The following is a 19,128-nucleotide window of genomic DNA, read 5'->3' on the forward strand; positions in this document are numbered from 1 at the left end:
GTGACGACCTACCTCGAATCGACGGGATCGGCCGAGGCCGGGTCGGGCGCGGCCGGCTGGGTGGGCAACGATGCCGGCGGGCTGCCGGTGACCGCCCATCGGCCCAGCCGGTGCCACGGGATCTGGGTCACCACCAGGCCGAGCACGACCATGGCGCCGGCGATCAGCTTCGTTGCGGTCAGCTGCTCGCCGAGTACCAGCACCGAACTCCCCATGCCGAACAGCGGGACGAGCAGGGTCAACGGTGCGACCAGCGCGGCGGTGTGCCGGCGCAACAGCCAGTTCCACACGGCATAGCCGAACAGGGTGGTGGGGTAGACCAGGTACAGCACCGAGGCGGCGGCGGTCCAGGAAATGTCACGCAGTGAGTCGACGACCGACTCCGGGCCGCTGAGCAGCAGGGTGAGCAGAAACAACGGAACGGGCGGGATCAGGCTCGACCAGACGATGAAACCGAGTATGTCGTCGGTCGCGGCCCGTTTGGCGATGATGTTCGCCGCGCCCCAGGAGGCCGCCGCGGCGGTGACCAGCAGAACGCCGGTCACGGTGGCCGACCCGTCGGTGACCGCGGTGGCGATGAGCACCATGCCGGCGGCGGCGAGTGCCATGCCCACGCCCTGCACCGGCTTGACCCGCTCACGCAGGACCAGGGAGGCGAACCCGATGGTGAAGAAGACCTGCAGTTGCAGGACGATGGAGGCCAGCCCAGCGGACAGCCCGGCGTCGATCCCGGCGAAGAGCAGCCCGAACTGGAAGACCCCGAGCACCAGACCGTATGCGACGAGGTAGCGGATCGGCACCCGCGGCCGTCGGAAGAAGAAGATCGCCGGCAGGCAGCAGAAGGCGAAGCGGAGCGTCGCGAGCAGGTAGGGGTCGAAGGAGTCGAGCCCGACACGGATCACGACGAAGTTGAAACCCCAGACCGCAGTGACGAGTACGCCGAGTGCGAGGTGTCCTACTGACAAGGTGACCGCCAAACCGATGATCGCTGATCCGGTCGGTGTGGTCGCCGACAGGCCAGCGGCACGACGCCCGTGGACGGCCGACCCGCCACCCGGGTACCGGACGGGCCTGGGTCAGCCCCACTCCCGTGGGGACCCGTCCTACAGGTCCATCTTGGCCACAAGATACCCCAACTGGAGCCGGTTGCGCGCACCAAGCGTCCCCATGATGTAAGCAATGTGTCGCTGACACGAACGGAGCGACAGCCCGACCTGCTGGGCGATCTTGGCGTCGGCCTCGCCGGCGACCAGCAGGGAGATGATGGCTTTCTGCACGTCATGGACCGTGGCCATGGTCTCTCTGCGGTGCCAGCTGGTCGACACCGGGTCGGCTCCGTTCCAGCAGCGCCCGAAGGCGTCCGCGATGAAGGCGACGACGTTGGAATCACGCACGACGGCGGCTCCGTCGACCGAGTCGGGCAGCCCGACGACGGCGACCCGGCGGTCGAACACCAGGCAGCGGGCGAATCCGTCGGCAGTGGTCCGGACCTGACCGCCGAGCGCGCTCACCCACCTGACGTAGGCGATCGTGGGCTGGCTGAAGCGCGCGGTGTGCTGGTACAGCGTGTTCATCCGTACGCCTCGGCGCAGCATGTGCTCGGTCCGGTCCAGACTCTCCGCCAGCACACCCTCCGGCCTGCCGCCGCCGGGTTGGGAGGTCAGCACCTCGCGCTCCGCCTCGGCCGCGAGCCCGTCGATGAGTTCACGTACCTGCTCGAGGTCGGCAATGACCTGGGGCTTGCCGTTGGCCCACTGTCTTGCGACACCGTCGGCGTAGCCGGCGGCGAGGGTTTCCAGCTCGCCGCGGAGCTCACCTACGCGGTCGCGCCAGATGTCCATCTCCCGCTGCAGTGGACTTAATATGCGGCATCGCACTAACTCCGGCGAGACGGGCAGAAGGCGATCGACATCTGTCACATCCGGGCTGAGCAGCCCGATTTCAAGCAGGTTGCCGATCGCCCGCATGATCCTTTCGCGGCATATTTTCAGGCCACTCTCAGGCAGGCGCCTGTCTATGCCTTGCTGGCGCACGGCATGAAGGTAGACAAGACGGTCATCTGACTGCAGTCTGGGCACTTTGCCGTGGTAGATTGCGGCTTTTGCCATGCTAGCACCCTTCATCTTTCCGCCAACGAGAACATGAACCCCTCGGAATCTAGCCACGGATGACGCGGTAAGCAATCATATTCATTGGTCACCAAAACCACGGAATCACATTGACATGGAGGTATGTGATCATGTATGCGGGCGAGGCAGTTGCTCGCAATTATCAGGCACCACCAAAGATTCCCGTTCGCCGTCCTTTCGACCTGGGTTGGGGGAGAAATGCCTCGTAGCAAGTCCTACAACACCTATTCATCGCTGCAGCGTCCGGAATTCCGTAAGCGGGTCGACGATCTGCTGTTGAAGTTCGAGCGGGACTTCTACGAGCAGAACAAGGGCGCAGAGGGAATGCTGCAGACCGAGAGCTTCAATCTCGATCTCTACAAGCGGCACAACGTGGAAACCATGATCCGCATCGGCCTGAAGCGGGCCGTCGATCCGCTGATCGCCAACTACTGGGCCACCCGCGACCCGCAACTGTGCAAGGAATGGGGTCTCTACGGTGCCGAGGAGGGACGCCACGACCGGATGTTCGCCGGCGACCTGCACAAGGTGGGCATGACCGACGAGGAGATCTACTCGATCAGACCAACCTTCGCCACCGAGATCCTCAACGGCTACTTCTACTACACGATGGCCACCGAGGGACCCCTCGCCTCGATGATCAGCGGTTTCTACCTCGAGTACATCGCCGGCAAGACCCAGCCCGACTGGCTCGACGTCATGGAGCAGCACGTCGGCGCGGACAAGACCAAGGGCGCGCGCGCCCATCTCGCGCTCGACGACGAGGACGACCACGTCGACATGGTATGGAACATGATCATGCGGGTGATTCACACCGAAGAGGACGAAGAACGCTTCGTCGAACACCTCATCAAGATCAACGCATTGTTCGTGTCGTACTTCGTCGAGGTCTACGCCGCCACCGTCCTCGGCGCCGGCGCCGACCCGTCCGCCCTGGCCCAGGCCGCACCGACCGCATCGCTCAAGACGAACCTGATGACCCAGGCGTCGATGGCCTGACCCTCGTCGGCACCGCCCGGTGCCCCGCCCCCACCCCGGCCACCCTTCCCACCCACGTCCGGCCGTGCGCCGACAGACGGAGGTTGTCGATGAAGTACGACTGGCCCGCCGAACTGTCCGCCAAGGACATCCGCGAGATGATCGGCCTGATGAACGCCGTCGCCGTACGCGAAATGACCCTGGGGTTCACCGAACCGCTGAACGACGAGGACGGCTTCGCCCTGATGCGTGCGTTCGACGCGGAGCTTCGTCGCGGAGCTCTCGAGCTACTCGCCGTACGCACCGACGACGGCACCATCGTCGGGATGGTCACCCTCGCCCGCGCGCCGCTGCCCGCCCGACGGCACGTCGTCGACCTCAGGCGCTGCGTGATCGACCCGGAGCACCGCGGGAAGTTCCTGCTGGAGGGTTTCGAGGAGACCATCCGCAAGGTCGCCGAGATGGGCTGCGACGTGATCACCCTGGAGGTCCGCGACGACGGACCGAGAGTCCTCTGGCACCGGCTCGGCTTCCAGGAGTACGGCCGGCTGCCGGACTACGCCCGCAAGGCGGGGCAGGCCGTCACCGGCCACTTCATGTACGCACGGCGCGCGGATCTGGAGGCCCACTTCCGCCAGACCGGGACCTGGCTGCACGAGCTTCCCGCGCCGTCCGCAGCCGGCTGACCGGCCACGCGCCCCGCCCCACCGGAAAGGAACACCACGCACCATGTCGAAGATCGCTGTGCTCACCAACGACCTGCAGTACGAACTCGTCGAGAAGAACCCGGAGCGGGTGGCCGCGGTCGGTGCCGCCACCGCCCACTTCACCGCGTTCCTCGACGGGATCCGGCAGCGTGGCCACCACGTCTTCCACCTGCAGTTGATCAACGATCCGGACGACCCCAACGCGGAACGCTACGACGGCTACCTGCCCGTACAGCGGGGCACGCGGGGCGCCGAGATCATCGCGGAGTTCCTCGACCCGGCGGACATCGTCGTGGAGAAGAACAAGGACAGCGGTTTCTACGACACCGACCTGCACGAACGACTACAGGCACTCGGCGTGGACACCGTGCTGATCACCGGGATGCAGACCCAGATCTGCGTGCAGACGACGGCAGCCGACGCCTTCTTCCGCGGCTACAACGTCTGGGTGCCCGCCGACTGCGTCGTCTCCGCCCGGCCCGAGGACCGGGACCGGGCCCTGGAGTGGCTGGCCGGCTACTGCGCCACGGTGACCCCGTCGGCCGAGGTCCTCCGGGTACTCGACCAGCACGGTGCCCTCCCCCGCAAGGAGATCAAGACCCCGTGACCTGTCAGGCCGTGCACCCAGGAGGCGCGTTGTGACCCGGAAGACCGACCCGGCCGGGCAGATAGTTTTGGACCACGGCACCGGTGCCCAGCTCAGCCACGAACTGCTGGACCTCATCGTGGAACGACTCGGTGACGTCTACGTCGGGGTGTTGGAGGACAGCGCCGTGCTGTCCGTCGACGATCCTCGGATCGCCATGACCACCGACTCGTTCGTCGTCGATCCGCCGTTCTTCGGCAACGGCGACGTGGGCAAGATCGCCGTCTGCGGGACCGTGAACGACCTGGCGGTGGCCGGCGCGACCCCCCGGTTCCTCACCCTCGGCATGATCCTGGAGACCGGGCTGCCGGTACGCCGCCTGATCCAGGTACTCGACTCGGTCCGGGCCACCGCGGCGGAGGCCGGTGTCCAGATCGTCGCCGGCGACACCAAGGTGGTCCGGGCCGGCGAGGCCGACCAGCTCTACCTGAACACCGCCGGCGTCGGGGTCTTCCACCGCGAACCGCTGCGGATGGCGTCCGTACGCCCGGGCGACGTCGTCGTGCTGAGCGGGCAGATCGGCAGTCACACCGTCCACCTGCTGTCCATCCGGGAAGGACTCGGCTTCGAGGCCCGCGTGCTCAGCGACTGCGCACCACTGAACAACATGATCGAAGGCGTACTCGCCAAGACCGCGCCGGGCGCCGTGCGGTCCATGCGCGACGTCACCCGGGGCGGGCTGGCGGCCGTCCTGCACGAGTACGCGGCCAGCACCGGACGGGTCATCACCGTCGACGAGTCGGCCCTGCCGATCCAGCACGAGACCGCGATGGCCGCCGACATGCTGGGCATCAACCCCATCCACGCGGCGAACGAGGGCTGCGCGGCGCTGTTCGTCGATCCGGCCGCCGTGCCGGACGTGCTGTCCGCGCTGGCCAGCAGCCCGTACGGCACGCACGCCGCGGTCGTCGGGACGGTGACCGACCGGGACGGGCCGGCGGTGACGATGCGCGACCGGGACGGGCGTGAGTCGGTGATCGACCAGCTGCGGGGGGCCGAACTCCCGCGGCTGTGCTGAGGACGCGCCGTGGATCTGAAAGAGGACGCGCCGTGGATCTGAAACAAATCGAACACGAAATGCGAAGGATCCGGGTCACCGGCGTCGTGCAGGGCGTGGGCTACCGCCCCTTCGTCTACAAGCTGGCCCACCGGTACGGCCTGTCCGGGTCGGTGCTCAACGACACCGAGGGCGTGCTGGTCGAGGTGACCGGCCCGGTCGAGGTGCTGGAACGGTTCACCACGGAGCTTCGGACCGCCGCCCCGGCACTCGCCCGGGTCGACGAGGTACGTGTCGACGAGACACGTACGCTCGGCGACCCGCCGGCCGGGCCGGACGGCGACCAGGGGTTCGTGATCGTGGCCAGCCGGTCCGCCGCCACCCGGGCCGCGCTGGTCCCGCCGGACACGCACGTCTGCGCCGACTGCCTCGCCGAGTTGCGCGACCCGGCGGACCGCCGGTACCGGTACCCCTTCATCAACTGCACGAACTGCGGACCCCGCTACTCGATCGTCCAGGATCTGCCGTACGACCGGGCGAAGACCACGATGGCCGGGTTCACCATGTGCCCACCGTGCGCCGCCGAGTACCAGGATCCGTCCGACCGGCGTTACCACGCACAACCGAACGCCTGCCCGGCCTGTGGACCGCAGCTGCTGCTCGCCGGCCCGACCGGCACGACGCTACGGGGCGACGCCGCGTTGCGGCACTGTGTCGACGTGCTCGCCGGCGGCGGGATCGCCGCCATCAAGAGTGTCGGTGGGTTCCACCTAGCGGTGGACGCCACCGACGCCGAAGCGGTCGGTCGGCTCCGTCGCCGCAAACGCCGGGACTCCAAGCCGTTCGCGGTGATGGCCCGCGATCTGGCCACCGCACACCGGCTGGTTCAGCTCTCCCCGGCGGAGGTCGATCTGCTCCGCTCCCCGGCCCGGCCGATCCTGCTGGCCCGCAAACGGGCCGGTGCTCTCGCGGAAGGCGTCGCCCCACGTAACCCCAACCTCGGCATCATGCTGCCCTCGGCCCCCCATCACCACCTGCTGCTCGACGAGGCCGACCTCGGCGTCCTGGTGATGACCAGCGGAAACATCTCCGGATATCCGATCGCCTACCGCAACGAGGACGCGCTGGACCAGCTGTTCGACATCGCCGATGTGGTGCTCTACCACGACCGGGACATCGAGATCCGGGTGGACGACTCGGTGGTTCGGCTGTCGACGCACCCCGACCTGCGCAAGCCGGTACTGACGTTTCTGCGCCGGGCCCGTGGTTACGCCCCGTACCCGGTCGACGTGGGACGCCCGCTGAAGACCGTCGTCGGCTACGGGGCGGAGCTCAAGACAACGGTCGCGTTGAGCAGCGGATCGCGGGTCTACCTGAGCCAGCACATCGGGGACCTGAAGAACGACGAGACCTTCGAGTCACACCAGCGCACCGCGGCCCACCTGGCCAACCTGTACGCCCTGCGGCCGGAGCTGGGCGCGTACGACATGCATCCGCAGTTCCGGTCCTCGGTCCGGGCGGCGGCGGGCGACGGGCCGGAGGCGGCCGCCGTGGAACTCGTGCAGCACCACCACGCCCACATGGCCTCCTGCATGGCGGAGAACCAGTTCACCGGACCGACGCTCGGCGTCGTCTTCGACGGGGCGGGCTTCGGCGAGGACGGCACCGTCTGGGGTGGCGAGTTCCTGCTCGGTGACTACGCGACGGTCCAGCGGGTGGCCCGGCTCCGCCCAGTGCCGCTGATCGGCGGCGACCAGGCGGTCCGCGAGCCCATCCGGACCGGTCTGGCGCTGGCCCTGGACGCCTTCGGGAACCTGGCCGCCGCCACCACGGCGTTCCGCGTACTCGACAAACTGTCGCAACAGCAGCGGCACGTCTACTCCCGGATGATCGCCCGAGGCGTCAACTGCCCGATGTCGTCGGGCATGGGGCGGTTGTTCGACGGGGTCGCCGCGCTGGTCGACGTGTGTCAGCTCGCCGAGTACGAGGCGCAGGGTCCGATCGAATTGGAAGGTCTGCTGGAACGGGACCACATGCAGGAAGCCGGCTACCGGTTCGGCCTCGTCACCGGCGCGGTCACCGAACTGGACCCGCGGCCGGTGGTCCGCCGGATCGCCGACGATCTGGCCGCCGGGGTCGGTCTGCCCCGGATCAGTCGCCGCTTCCACACGGCGGTGGTCAACGCGGTGCGGTGGCAGTGCCGGACGGTTCGCGCGGATACCGGGATCAACCAGATCGTGCTGTCCGGTGGGGTCTACCTGAACGAGTTCCTCCTGGTGAACTGCCTGGTCGCGCTGGAGGCGGAAGGTTTCACGGTGGGCTGTCATCGGCAGGTGCCGGCCAACGACGGTGGCATCGCGCTCGGACAGGTGATGGTCGCCGACGCTCGAGCCAGGACCACGGCCTGAGCGCCGGACCAGCCACGGAAGGAAATTTCGATGACGGACGTCGCGACCAACCACCCGGACGACATCTACGACTACGTACGCAGGCGTGAGTCCAGCGCCCGGACCTACGCCGACGCCGTGGGCCGGGTGCTGGTGCAGGGCAGGCTGACCCGGGTCCACGACGCCGACGGCAACGGCTACCTGGACTGCCTGTCGGCGGCCGGGACCCTGGCGCTCGGACACAACCATCCGGCGGTGCTGGCCCGGGTCCGGCGGTACCTGGACTCCGACCAGTTGCAGCAGGCGCTCGACCTGACCACCCCGGCCAAGCACGAGTTCCTGCGCATGCTCTACCGCCAACTGCCGCCGTCCTTCGCGGCGACCGCCAAGGTGCAGTTCTGCGGGCCGACCGGTGCCGACGCGACCGAGGCGGCGGTCAAGCTGTTCAAATCGGCCACCGGCCGGCGCACCATGCTCGCCTTCCACGGCGGGTACCACGGGATGTCGGCCGGCGCGTTGAGCCTGACCGGCAACCTGCAGGCCAAGCAGCGGGTCGCGGCCCTGATGCCGGAGGTGCACTTCCTGCCGTACCCGTACGACTACCGGTGCCCGTTCGGTCTGGGCGGCGCCGAGGGCGTACGGGCCGGGCTGCGCTACATCGAGAACGTACTCACCGACCCGGAGAGCGGTATCACCAAACCAGCCGCCGTCATCCTCGAAGCGCTGCAGGGCGAAGGTGGTGTGGTGCCCGCAGCCACCGAATGGCTACGCGGACTACGTGCCGTCACCGCCGCCCTCGACATTCCGCTGGTCCTCGACGAGATCCAGATGGGTCTCGGACGGACCGGAACGATGTTCGCCTTCGAGGCCGCCGGCATCGAACCGGACGCGGTGCTGCTGTCCAAGGCCGTCGGCGGCGGCTATCCGCTGTCGCTGGTGGCCTACCACGAGAAGTATGACGGCTGGCTGCCCGGCTCGCACGCCGGCACCTTCCGGGGCAACCAGCTCGCCATGGTCGCCGGTGCCGAGACGATGGCGGTCATCGCCGAAGAGGGCTTGGTCGCGCAGTCCGCGAGCAAAGGGGAGCTGCTGCGCGACCGGCTCGAGGCGATGGCCGTCCAGCGGCCGGAGATCGGCGACGTCCGTGGCCGGGGACTGGCCTGGGGGTTGGAGATCGTCGACCCGGCCGGTCCGGTCGACGCGTTGGGCCGACCGCCGGCGGACGGGCGACGGGCCCGGGAAATTAAGCGGCGCTGCCTGGAGAACGGACTGCTCATCGAGAGCGGCGGCCGGCACGGCGCCGTACTGCGACTGCTGCCCCCGCTGGTCATCAGCGACGACGAAATCGCGGAACTGATCGAGAAGCTCGACAAATCGTTCGACTGAGCGGCAGGATCTCCGCGTTTGTCAGCGAGCAGAGGAGTGCGGCGTGCGAGCAGGTGGCAGTTCGGAACAGTGGCGGGTGGAGTTCGACGCGGACGTCGAGTTCAGCAATGGTGGCGGCCTGCAGGTGCAGGGATTCCGTCTCGACATCGCCGGGAACGACATCGACGACGACGAGATCGCGGAACTGTTCGTCCACCATCTCGGGCTGCTGATGGTCGGCCGGACGACGGTCAAGGGAAAGACCCTGCTCCGGGAACCCCACAAGGGCTCCCGCGGCGTGGACGTCGGCCGGGACGAGGTACGCCGAGTCGTCGACCTGACCGGCCCCGACACCGAGCTGCATCCCCCCACCCGGGACGTGCCGCTCGCCGGTCTGGTCGATCTGCCCGGTGTGCTGGCCCGGCTGACCGGCGGCGGGGCCACCGTGGACCGTGGCGCACTGGCGCCGTACCAGGTCGAGGGCCGCGCCGTCGTGGTGCACGGCGGTCCCCTCGACGGACCGCGGCTGACCGCCGAGGCGGCGGCCGTGCTGGCCGACCGGCACGCCGCGCTGGTCGGCACCGACGCCGCCCCGCTGCCCGGGGCGACGCGGCTGCTCACCCGGCGGGGCGTCCCGGTGGTCACCGGGCTGTCCGGGCTGCACGACCTGCCGCCGACGGGTTTCCGCGTGCACGCCGTGCCCACCGGCACGGCCGTCGGCCCCGGCGGGGTCCAGCCGATCCGGATCTACGGGGTGTGCGATGGCGGATAGCGGCGTGCCGCGCGACCGGCCCGGCACCGGGCTCCCGGCCCGCTGGCCCCGGCGGGAACTGGCGGCCGCGACGGTCGGCTCGGTGGTCGAGTCGTACGACTGGACGGTCTACGGCGTGCTCGCACCGTACTTCGCCGAGCAGCTCTTCCCCGGGTCCTCCCCGACCACCCGGTTGATCGCCGCCTACCTGGGATTCGCGCTGGGTTTCCTGGTCAGACCGTTGGGCAGCATCGTCATCGGCTGGTTCGCCGATACCCGTGGCCGCCGGTTCGGCCTCACGCTGAGTGTGACGCTGGTGGCGGTCGGCTCCGCGGTGATCGCCGTGGCGCCGACCTACGCACAGGTCGGCGTCGCCGCGACCCTGCTCGTCGTGCTGGCCCGGCTGGTGCAGGGGCTGTCCGTCGGAGGCGAGAATCCGAGCGCCGCGGCATACGTCACCGAGACCGCACCGGGTCGACGACGGTTCCTGTTCAGCGCGGTGTCCTACGGCGGCATCGTGATCGGCAGCGCGCTGTCCCTGGCGGTGCTGGCGGTCCTGCTCCGGCTGTACGGCTCCGACGGGGTCACCGCCGGAGCCTGGCGGATCGCCTTCGCCCTGGGCGCCCTGCTCGGGTTGATCGCCCTGTGGATCCGGCTCGGTGTCGCCGAGACCGGGGTCTTCGTCGCCGCGACCGCAGACGCCGCCGCCGGGGCCCGACCGGGCCGCCTGCGGCTGCTGCGTGCCCACCGCCGCGAGATCGCCGTCGTCTTCCTGGTCACCGCCGGCGCCACGGTGGTGTTCTACTTCTGCACGGTCTATCTGCCGGTGTACGCCGACGAGGCCGCCGGCGTGCCTCGCGAACAGACCGCGACAGCGTTGCTGATCGGCATGGTCGGACTGCTGGGCGCGATGGTGGTCGCCGGGGCTCTCGCCGACCGGTACGGCGGGCTGCCCGTACTGCGGATCGGCTTCGCCGGGCTGGGGCTGCTGAGCGTGCCGTTGCTCGCCGGTCTGGTGACCGGTCAGGTGCCGGTCCTGGTGGTCGCCCTGGTACTGCTGGCGTTACTCGGTCTGCCGCTGGCGGTGAACAACGTGTTCGTCGGCGAACTGTTCCCGCCGGCGATCCGGACCCTGGCGATCGGGCTGCCGGCGGCCGCCGCGATCAGTCTCTTCGGCGGCACCTTTCCGATGCTCGCCGAATTGTTGCGGGACAACGGCCGGGTCGGCTGGGTGCCGTGGCTGGTGGCCCTGATGGCCACCGGTGCGCTGCTCGCCTCGTGGGGGGTCCGGGAGCGCGGGTTGCCCGGTGACCGCCCGCACCAGCAGCCCTCGTTGGCGCGATCCGGCTGACCCGCCCACCACATTCGCCCGTCCATGAGGAAGGACATCATGTCTGAGCTGTTCGAGTCCCTCGCCCCACTACTGCCCGAGCTCGAGGACACCTACCGCACCCTACACGCCCGTCCCGAGCTGGCCTTCCAGGAGGAGAACACGGCGTCGATCGTCGCGGGCCAACTGACCCGGCTGGGCTGGGAGGTCACCACCGGGATCGGACGCACCGGCGTGGTCGGGGTGCTGCGCAACGGCGACGGCCCGGTCGTGATGTTGCGGGCCGACATGGACGCGCTGCCGGTCCGGGAGCAGACCGGTTTGTCGTACGCGAGCACGGCGACCGCGGTCGACGACAGCGGCGGCACCGTCGCGGTGATGCACGCCTGCGGACACGACCTGCACGTCACCTGCCTGCTGGGTGCCTGCGCGGTCCTGGCCGCCGAGCGGGACTGGCGGGGCACGGTGATCGCCCTGTTCCAGCCCGGCGAGGAGAGCGGGTACGGCGCCCGGGCGGTGGTCGACGACGGCCTGTTCGACCGGTTCGACAAGCCGGACGTCATTCTCGGACAGCATGTCGGGCCGGGTCCCGCCGGTCTCGTCGCGACCTGCCCCGGCACCGTCATGGGTGCCACCGACAGCATCCGGATCCGGTTGTTCGGCCGTGGCGGCCACGGATCGAAGCCGGAGTCGAGTGTCGATCCGGTGGTGATGGCGGCTTCGCTGGTGATGCGGTTGCAGACGGTCGTCTCCCGGTCGATCGCCGCGAACGAACCGGTGGTGGTGACGGTCGGTGCGCTGCACGCCGGTACCACCGCGGCGGTCATCCCCGACGAGGCGGAACTGTCGATCAACGTACGGACGCCCAGCGTCGGCGTCCGCGACCAGGTGTTCACCCTCATCGAGCGGCTGGCACGGGCGGAGGCGGACGCCGCCGGCGCCCCACGGCAGCCGGAGATCACCTCGGTCTACCATCTGCCGCCGACCGTCAACGATCCGGCCGCGACCGCCCGGGTCGCCACCGCCCACCGGGCATTCTTCGGTGATCACCGGGTCCTTCCGATCACCACGACCACCGCCAGCGAGGACTTCGGCATCCTCGGCGCGGCCGCCGACGTGCCGTACGTGTACTGGTTCTTCGGCGGTATCGAGCCGCAGCGCTACCAGGCCGCCGCGGCGGCGGGGCGGATCGACGAGGACATCCCGCAGAACCACGCGGCCACCTTCGCCCCGGTGCTGCAGCCCAGTCTCACGATCGGGGTGCAGGCACTGGTCACCGCCGCGCTCGCCTGGCTGACACCGGCCCTGGTCGGGGCCGTCGGTGACGGGACGGCCGGTCGTGCCCAGCCGTGAGCCACCGGCCCGGCCGGGCCGGCACGTCGTGATCCTGCACCGCTGGCGGGGCCAGCACGCCCGGTACGCCGACTACCTGGACCACACGACGAACAAGGTCAGCTACGTGGTCGCCCCCCACGCGGTGTCGTCGGTGCCCACCGGGGCAGCGGAGGTGGTCGTGGTGCCGGCGACCGACGATCCGGCGGCGGTACGCGAGGCGGTGGCCGGCCTCACCGCCCGCCACGGCGTACCGGACCGGCTGGTCGCCCTCAACGAGGGTGACCTGGATTCCGCCGCGCTGCTGCGCGCCGAGTTCGACCTGCCCGGCGACCGACCGGAGCAGCTCGTCGGCTACCGGGACAAGCTGCTGATGGGGCAGCGGATGCAGCGGACGGGGATTCCGGTCCCGCCGTTCGCGGACGCTCCCGACCTGGCCGCGGTGCGCGCGTTCGCCGATCGGCACGGTTGGCCGGTGGTGGTCAAGCCACGTTTCGGCACGGCGAGTCGAGGGGTGCAACGCCTGGACGGGCCGGCGGCGTTGACCACACCGACCCCGATCGGCGAGGAACCCTATTTGGTGCAGCGGTTCGTCGCCGACCAGATCCTGCACATCGACGGGCTCTGGCAGGGCGACCGGCTCGGGGTCTGGCGGGCCTCCCGTTACCTGAACACCTGCGCGGCGTTCACCACCGGCGCCTATCTGGGGTCGGTCGAGATCGACGACCACCGGTTGCTGGCGGAGATCGAGCGGTTCACCACCGAGGTGTGTGCCGGGTTCTCCGACCGGCCGTGGGTGTTCCACCTCGAAGCGTTCGTCGCGACCAGGCCAGGTGGTCAGGTGACGCTGAGCTTCCTCGAGGCGGGTGCCCGGGTCGGTGGGGCCGAGATCCCCTTCGTGTGGCGCGAGGTGCACGGTGTCGATCTGATGGCCGCGGCGATGGACGTCCAGCTTGGTCGGGTGCCGGCGGTGCCGGTATCCGACCGCGGTGAGGTCGGCGGCTACCTGCTGCTGCCCACGCCGGTGCCGGCTCCGTGCCGGGTGACGGTCGCCGGATGGCAGGACGACCTGCCGGACGGTGCCCGGCCGTACGCCGAGGTGGTGCCCGGACCGGGCACCGTCATTCCGCGGATCGGCGGGTACGAGCACGTGGGCGCACGGTTCCGGTTCCGGGGCCCGTCCACCGGGGACGTCGAATCGGCGATCCGGACCGCTGCCACCGCGTACCAGCTCGCCTGCGTCGCCGTGGGCGACTGAGCGACCCCCGGATCCGAAGATCCGCAATCGAGCAGGAGGAACAGACACCGTGACGATTGACTCCCCGCGGCTGATCCTGGTTGGCAGCCGTCTCGCGGCGTACCGCGAGTACGCGCTCGCCTCGTTGGCCACGGCGTACGAGGTGGTGCTGATCGCCCCCGAGGCGCCCACCTGGCAGGCGAAGTACGTCAAGACGCACCGGATCGCGGACACCACGGACCGGGCCAAGCTGTTTCCGTCGGTCGCCGACCTGCGTGGCGAGGTGTCCGAGGCGGCGATCGTCACCTGGGACGAGTGGTCCCTGGTCCCGGTCGCGGAGGCGGCCAGTCGGCTGGGGATGCGACACATGTCGCCGACGGCTGCCCGCCGCTGCCGGGACAAGTACGCGGTCCGTGAGGCGATGTCCGCCGCCGGGCTGAGCGCGGTCCGGTACGGTCTCGCGCGCGACGCGGACGAGGCCCACGCGGTGGCCGAGTCGATCGGGTACCCGGTCGTGGTCAAGCCGCGGTCGTTGGGTGGCAGTTTCGGAGTGACGGTGGTGTCCGGCGCCGCCGGGCTGGCCACCGCGTACCAGCTGGCCACCACTAGCCGGCTGCCGGGTGTGCCCGGCGGTGACGGGGTGCTGGTCGAGGAGTACCTCAACGGCCCGGAGATCAGCGTGGAGAGCGTGGTCGTCGACGGCGACGCCCGGCCGGTGCTGGTGGCCCGGAAACGACTGGGTGCCCCGCCGTACTTCGAGGAGCTGGGTCATCTGGTGGACCGGTGGCGGGACGAACCGTGGGCGGCGGAGGTGGTGGAGCTGGTCCGGGCCGCACACCGGGCGGTCGGTGTCGACTGGGGGGTGACCCACACCGAGATCCGGCTGACCACACGCGGCGCCCGCCTGATCGAACTCAACGGCCGGCTCGCCGGCGACCTGATCCCCTACCTGGGGCAGCTGGCCTGTGGAGTGGATCTGGTCAGCGCTGCGGCGGAGATCGCCTTCGAGCGGATCCCGTCGCTGGTGACCACCGCCGACCGGGTGGCGGAGATCCGCTTCCTGCCGCCGGCACACGCCGGCACGGTCGAGCGGATCGAACTGCCCGACCCTCGGCGGATTCCGGACCTGGTCGCCGCGGTGGCGCTGGCCTCGCCCGGCGACCGGCTCGAACCGCCGCCGCGCACGCTGACCCCACGCACCGCCGCGTTCGTCGCCGTCGCCGACGACGAGTCGGCCTGTCGGCGGGCGTTGGACCACGCCGAGGCGGCGACCACCGTACGGCTGACCGCCGCGCTGGAGACCCGGCTCGGCGCGCACTGGGAGAACTCGGTCACCCGCCGGTTCCTCGACCACGAACGCGGCGAGGACCGGATGACCGTCGCGGGCGTACGCGGCGACGAGTGGTTCAGGTACGGCGCCGGCGGCGGCGAAGGGTTGAACCGTCCGGTGTTCCTCACCGCCGGCGAGGTACGCACGTTGGAGCGGGATCTGGCCGGTTTGTTCGAACTGGTGGCCGGACTACCCGACCGGTTGTTCGACGGCGACCTGCGGGAGTTCGCCCGGGCGGTCGGGATGTCCGAGGTGCAGACCCGACTGGTGCTGCGCGGTGCCGGGCCCCGACTGGCGCCACTGGCCCGCGCCGATCTCTACCGGCAGAGTGACGGCTTCCGACTGATGGAGCTCAACACCGGCAGCTCGCTGGGCGGCTGGCAGATGGGCATCTTCGGACGGGCGCTGGCGGCCGACGAACAGTTCGCCCGGTTCGTCGAGGCGGAAGGGTTGACGTTCCCGGACCCGCTGGCCGAGATCGTCCGGGTGCTGCGCGCGCAGGCCCCGCACCTGGACCGGATCGAACGGCCGTTGCTGGCGATCACCGACTGGCCGGAGGGCTTCGAGAAGACGAAGTGCTGGATGGACTTCGTCGTGCCGGGATTCGTCGAGCTCGGCTTCGACGCCGTGGTCTGTCATCTGGACCAGTTCCGGTACGCCGACGGCATGGTGCTGTTCGACGACCGCCGGGTGGACGTGGTGTACCGCATGTTCCTGCCGGGCGAGATGCCGGCCGAGCAGCGCACCTACGACCGGGTGGAGCCGCTGCTCGACGCCGCCGAACGGGGCACCGTCCAGCTGTTCGCCGCGCTGGACAGCGAACTGTACGGCAACAAGGGCAGCCTCGCGCTGCTCAGCGACGAGCGCAACCGCGACCGGTTCACCGCCGAGGAACTGGCCCTGGTCGACCGGCTCCTGCCGTGGACCAGGTTCGTCCGTGACGAGAAGGTCACCTGGCAGGACCAGACCGTCGATCTGGTGCCGCACATGCTGGCGAACAGGGACCACCTGGTGCTCAAGCCCACGTTGCTCTACGGGGGCGTGGGTGTCACACCGGGCTGGACGGTCTCCCAGGACGAGTGGGAGCGGCGGGTACGGGCGGCGGTCGACGAACCGTACGTGGTGCAGGACCGGGTCCTGCCGGTCACCGAGCGGTTCCGCGCCGACGACGGGGACGGGTTCCAGCTGATGGCGGTCGCCTACGGGGTGATGCTGATCGGTTCCCGGTACGCGGGCACGCTCGCCCGCGCGGTGCCCGACCCGGCGGTCGGCATCGTCAGCATGATCAACGGAGCACAGATCGGCTGCGTCTTCCACGCGGTGGACCGGTCGGCGGGCGACGCGGCGTGAACGGCCGGTCCGGCACCGGGCTGTGGCACGACCGGCAGTTCCTCAGGTTCTGGGCGGGTGAGGCCACGTCGCAGGTCGGTGCACAGGTGACCCAGCTGGCGCTGCCGCTGACCGCGGTACTCGCGCTGCAGGCCAGCGCCTCCGAGGTAGGTCTGCTCAACGCCGCGTCGTATGCGCCGTTCCTCCTCGTCACCCTGCTGGTCGGGGTCTGGGTGGACCGGGTCCGACGGAAGCCGTTGATGATCTACGCGAACGTCGGCCGGGCCGCCCTGGTGACCCTGGTGCCGGTGCTCGCGGCCCTCGGCCAGCTGCGGATCGAGTTCCTCTACGCCATCGCGGTGCTGGTGGGCACGCTCACAGTGGTCTTCGACGTGGCGTACCAGTCCTACCTGCCGACGCTGGTGCGCCGGGAGCACCTGGTGGAGGGCAACAGCAAGCTGCAGGGCACCAGCTCGTTGGCGCAGATCGGTGGCCCGGGCCTTTCCGGGCTACTGGTCCAGGTGGCCACCGCACCGGTCGCATTGCTGATCAACGGCATGTCCTACCTGGTCTCGGTGGCGACCCTGGTCGCCGTCCGGCGCCCCGAGCCGCCCCCGCGACGGCACCACGCACCGGTGCCGTTGCGGCGCAGCGTCGCCGAGGGGATCCAGCTGATCCTCCGCTCGCCGATTCTGCGGGCGTGCGCTCTGCAGTCCGGCCTGTACAACCTGTTCCTGATGTCGTTGCAGACGCTCTTCGTGCTGTACGCGGCCCGGGTGCTGGGCTTCGGCGCGGGCGGTATCGGAGCGCTGCTGAGCGTGGGAGCGGTCGGCTCGTTGCTCGGTTCGCTGGTGGCCCGACGGCTGACCGCGACGGTCGGGCTGGGGCGGAGCATCCTCACCTCGACCGTCCTGTGCTGTGTGGCGCCGATGCTCATTCCGCTCGCGCCGGGCGCGACACCGCTGGGGATCACGATGATCGTCGGTGGGTTCGCGATCGCCGGAGCCGGCGCCACCATGGCCAACATCCAGATCATCAGTCTCCGGCAGGCGATCACCGCCGAACGGTTGCTCGGCCGGATGAACGCCGGCTACCGCCTGATCTCCTGGGGCACTCTGCCGGTCGGCGGCGCGTTGGGTGGCTGGCTCGGCGATCTGATCGGACTGCGCCCCGCGTTGTATCTCACCGCGATCGGTTTCCTCTCGGCGGTGGTGGTGATCGCCACGTCACCGGTCCGACGGCTGGTCGACTTTCCGGCACGCGACCGGCCGACGTCCGAGTTCGCCACCGTCGACTGACCGTTCGCCGTCCCCACCCGACCGAGGTAGCCGTTGTGGACATCGACGAAGCACCAGCGAAGCCGGCGACCGTCCGAGGTCCGTCGCCACGCCGGCTGGCCGAGACGCGGCTGCGGACCGAACTGGCCGCCCACCGGGCGACCGCGTGGCGCCGGCTGCTGACGGACCGGACCGCGGTGCCCGCCTCGACCCGTACCCGGCTCGACATGACCTTCCGGTTGCGCGGCCCGGAACGGTTCGTCGCGGCGCTCGGTCAGGCGATGACCGTCGCGGACCTGCCGGACGGCCCGGACGGCGCGTTCACCCTCGGTCTACGGGTGGACGACCGCCGGCTGGCGGTCGTCTACGAGTTTCCCGGACCGGAGGTGGTTCCCGGCGGCGTCGGCCACGGCCGCGTCGGGGCGCACGGACCGGTCGGGGCCCGGTCACGGCCGACGGACGCACGCCGGCGGGCGTACCAGGATCTGGTGGCCCTGCTGACGCTGCGTGCGGTGGCCGACGCGTTCGACGCGACCCCGGGATATCTGGTCGACAGTGTCGCGTTCACCGGGTACGGACCACCGGTCGACGGCGTGCCGGGGGGCGATCCGCCGCTGCTGGTCGACGCGCTCGTCGGTCGGGACGCCTTCGCACGAATACCGCTCGACGATCCCGACCTCGACCCGGTGAGCTGTCTACCCGGCCCTGACCCGGTGAACCGGCCGCCCGGCCCCGTCACCGCGCCCGACGTCTGGTCGGGCCGCCGCTTCGCCCACTGCGGTGGGGCGTGCTGGCGGGATCCGGCCCTCGCGCCGGACCTGCTGGTCCTGCGCCCTGCCGAGTTCGGGCGACTGCTGCGCAGGTTGTTCGAGGTGACCGGGATGACCGACTGGATGCGGTTGTCGGCCTCCGACGACGAACTGCTCGCCGCCGCGATCGATCCCGATGCGGCCACCGGCGGGGTGTGCATCCTGCTGGCGGTACGGGGTCCGGTCCGGCCGGCGGCGATGGAGACGCTGTCCCGGACGCTCGACAAGTGGGTGCCGGCGCGTGGACTCATGATCAGCACCGGGCGGGTCGATCGGGCTGGGCTGCCAACCGACGACCGCATCCGGATCATCGACGGGGCCGCGCTGCGTGACCTCATCCGCCGCGAACTACGACTGGACCTGCTCAGCGGCGGTCACGACACCGGCCACCTGATCCTCGAGACCGACCGGACGGCACCGACGACCGGTCACGGAGCGGGTACCGGCGGACGAACCGGGAGCCGCCCACGGTGAGCCGGAAGAGACCCAGGTGCCGGTGCCGGTCGGCAGGTAGGCCAGACTTG

The 19,128-nt window shown here is 70.1% G+C and carries 15 protein-coding genes; 13 read left to right on the forward strand and 2 right to left on the reverse strand.

The genetic code is table 11. The features are described 5' to 3' along the window. Positions 1-8: 8 nt before the first annotated feature. Both O7553_RS25760 and O7553_RS25765 read right to left on the reverse strand, forming a co-directional pair. A complete protein-coding gene (locus O7553_RS25760) occupies positions 9-965 on the reverse strand; it encodes an EamA family transporter (protein WP_281552169.1) in 957 nt (318 codons plus the stop codon). A 138-nt stretch (positions 966-1,103) separates the two neighbouring features. Beyond that, on the reverse strand, positions 1,104-2,033 hold the full coding sequence (locus O7553_RS25765; protein WP_281552170.1) for a hypothetical protein: 930 nt from the start codon (positions 2,031-2,033) through the stop codon (positions 1,104-1,106). A 294-nt stretch (positions 2,034-2,327) separates the two neighbouring features. Between O7553_RS25765 and O7553_RS25770 the strand changes: the two genes are divergently transcribed. The 13 genes from O7553_RS25770 to O7553_RS25830 all read left to right on the forward strand — a co-directional run bounded on the left by O7553_RS25770 (position 2,328) and on the right by O7553_RS25830 (position 19,078). Further along, positions 2,328-3,128, forward strand: a complete 801-nt coding sequence (locus O7553_RS25770; protein ID WP_281552171.1) for a hypothetical protein — start codon at positions 2,328-2,330, stop codon at positions 3,126-3,128. An 89-nt stretch (positions 3,129-3,217) separates the two neighbouring features. Next, entirely contained in the window at positions 3,218-3,793 is a 576-nt protein-coding gene (locus O7553_RS25775) for a GNAT family N-acetyltransferase (RefSeq protein ID WP_281552172.1), read from the forward strand. 43 nt (positions 3,794-3,836) lie between these two features. Next, positions 3,837-4,421, forward strand: coding sequence for an isochorismatase family cysteine hydrolase (locus O7553_RS25780; RefSeq protein WP_281552173.1), 585 nt, complete (start codon positions 3,837-3,839; stop codon positions 4,419-4,421). A gap of 31 nt (positions 4,422-4,452) precedes the next feature. Beyond that, positions 4,453-5,478 carry a hydrogenase expression/formation protein HypE gene (gene hypE, locus O7553_RS25785; protein ID WP_281552174.1) on the forward strand — a complete coding sequence of 342 codons (1,026 nt, stop codon included), beginning with the start codon at positions 4,453-4,455 and terminating at the stop codon, positions 5,476-5,478. A 32-nt stretch (positions 5,479-5,510) separates the two neighbouring features. After that, positions 5,511-7,865 (forward strand): carbamoyltransferase HypF, encoded by a 2,355-nt coding sequence (hypF, locus tag O7553_RS25790; RefSeq protein ID WP_281552175.1) that lies wholly within the window; start codon positions 5,511-5,513, stop codon positions 7,863-7,865. Positions 7,866-7,889: 24 nt separating this feature from the next. Then, positions 7,890-9,230 (forward strand): diaminobutyrate--2-oxoglutarate transaminase family protein, encoded by a 1,341-nt coding sequence (locus O7553_RS25795; protein WP_348650142.1) that lies wholly within the window; start codon positions 7,890-7,892, stop codon positions 9,228-9,230. 43 nt (positions 9,231-9,273) lie between these two features. Beyond that, positions 9,274-9,981 (forward strand): hypothetical protein, encoded by a 708-nt coding sequence (locus tag O7553_RS25800; protein ID WP_281552177.1) that lies wholly within the window; start codon positions 9,274-9,276, stop codon positions 9,979-9,981. After that, a complete protein-coding gene (locus tag O7553_RS25805; protein ID WP_281552178.1) occupies positions 9,971-11,311 on the forward strand; it encodes an MFS transporter in 1,341 nt (446 codons plus the stop codon). Before O7553_RS25800 ends, O7553_RS25805 begins: the two co-directional genes overlap by 11 nt. A gap of 39 nt (positions 11,312-11,350) precedes the next feature. Continuing rightward, on the forward strand, positions 11,351-12,643 hold the full coding sequence (locus tag O7553_RS25810; RefSeq protein WP_281552179.1) for an amidohydrolase: 1,293 nt from the start codon (positions 11,351-11,353) through the stop codon (positions 12,641-12,643). After that, a complete protein-coding gene (locus tag O7553_RS25815) occupies positions 12,630-13,880 on the forward strand; it encodes a biotin carboxylase (protein WP_281552180.1) in 1,251 nt (416 codons plus the stop codon). Before O7553_RS25810 ends, O7553_RS25815 begins: the two co-directional genes overlap by 14 nt. Positions 13,881-13,929: 49 nt before the next feature. Next, entirely contained in the window at positions 13,930-16,539 is a 2,610-nt protein-coding gene (locus O7553_RS25820) for an ATP-grasp domain-containing protein (RefSeq protein WP_281552181.1), read from the forward strand. Further along, positions 16,536-17,816 (forward strand): MFS transporter, encoded by a 1,281-nt coding sequence (locus tag O7553_RS25825; RefSeq protein WP_281552182.1) that lies wholly within the window; start codon positions 16,536-16,538, stop codon positions 17,814-17,816. Before O7553_RS25820 ends, O7553_RS25825 begins: the two co-directional genes overlap by 4 nt. Positions 17,817-17,851: 35 nt before the next feature. Next, a complete protein-coding gene (locus O7553_RS25830) occupies positions 17,852-19,078 on the forward strand; it encodes a hypothetical protein (RefSeq protein ID WP_281552183.1) in 1,227 nt (408 codons plus the stop codon). The last annotated feature ends 50 nt before the right edge of the window (positions 19,079-19,128 follow it).

Origin of the sequence: Solwaraspora sp. WMMA2059 (assembly GCF_027497315.1) — a bacterium.
Lineage (GTDB): Bacteria > Actinomycetota > Actinomycetes > Mycobacteriales > Micromonosporaceae > Micromonospora_E.

Excerpts from the sequence above, each read along its gene's own strand:
- O7553_RS25805 (WP_281552178.1), top strand. The coding sequence starts at position 9,971 with ATGGCGGATAGCGGCGTGCCGCGCGACCGGCCCGGCACCGGGCTCCCG.
- O7553_RS25770 (WP_281552171.1), top strand. The coding sequence starts at position 2,328 with ATGCCTCGTAGCAAGTCCTACAACACCTATTCATCGCTGCAGCGTCCG.
- O7553_RS25780 (WP_281552173.1), top strand. The coding sequence starts at position 3,837 with ATGTCGAAGATCGCTGTGCTCACCAACGACCTGCAGTACGAACTCGTC.
- O7553_RS25775 (WP_281552172.1), top strand. The coding sequence starts at position 3,218 with ATGAAGTACGACTGGCCCGCCGAACTGTCCGCCAAGGACATCCGCGAG.
- O7553_RS25810 (WP_281552179.1), top strand. The coding sequence starts at position 11,351 with ATGTCTGAGCTGTTCGAGTCCCTCGCCCCACTACTGCCCGAGCTCGAG.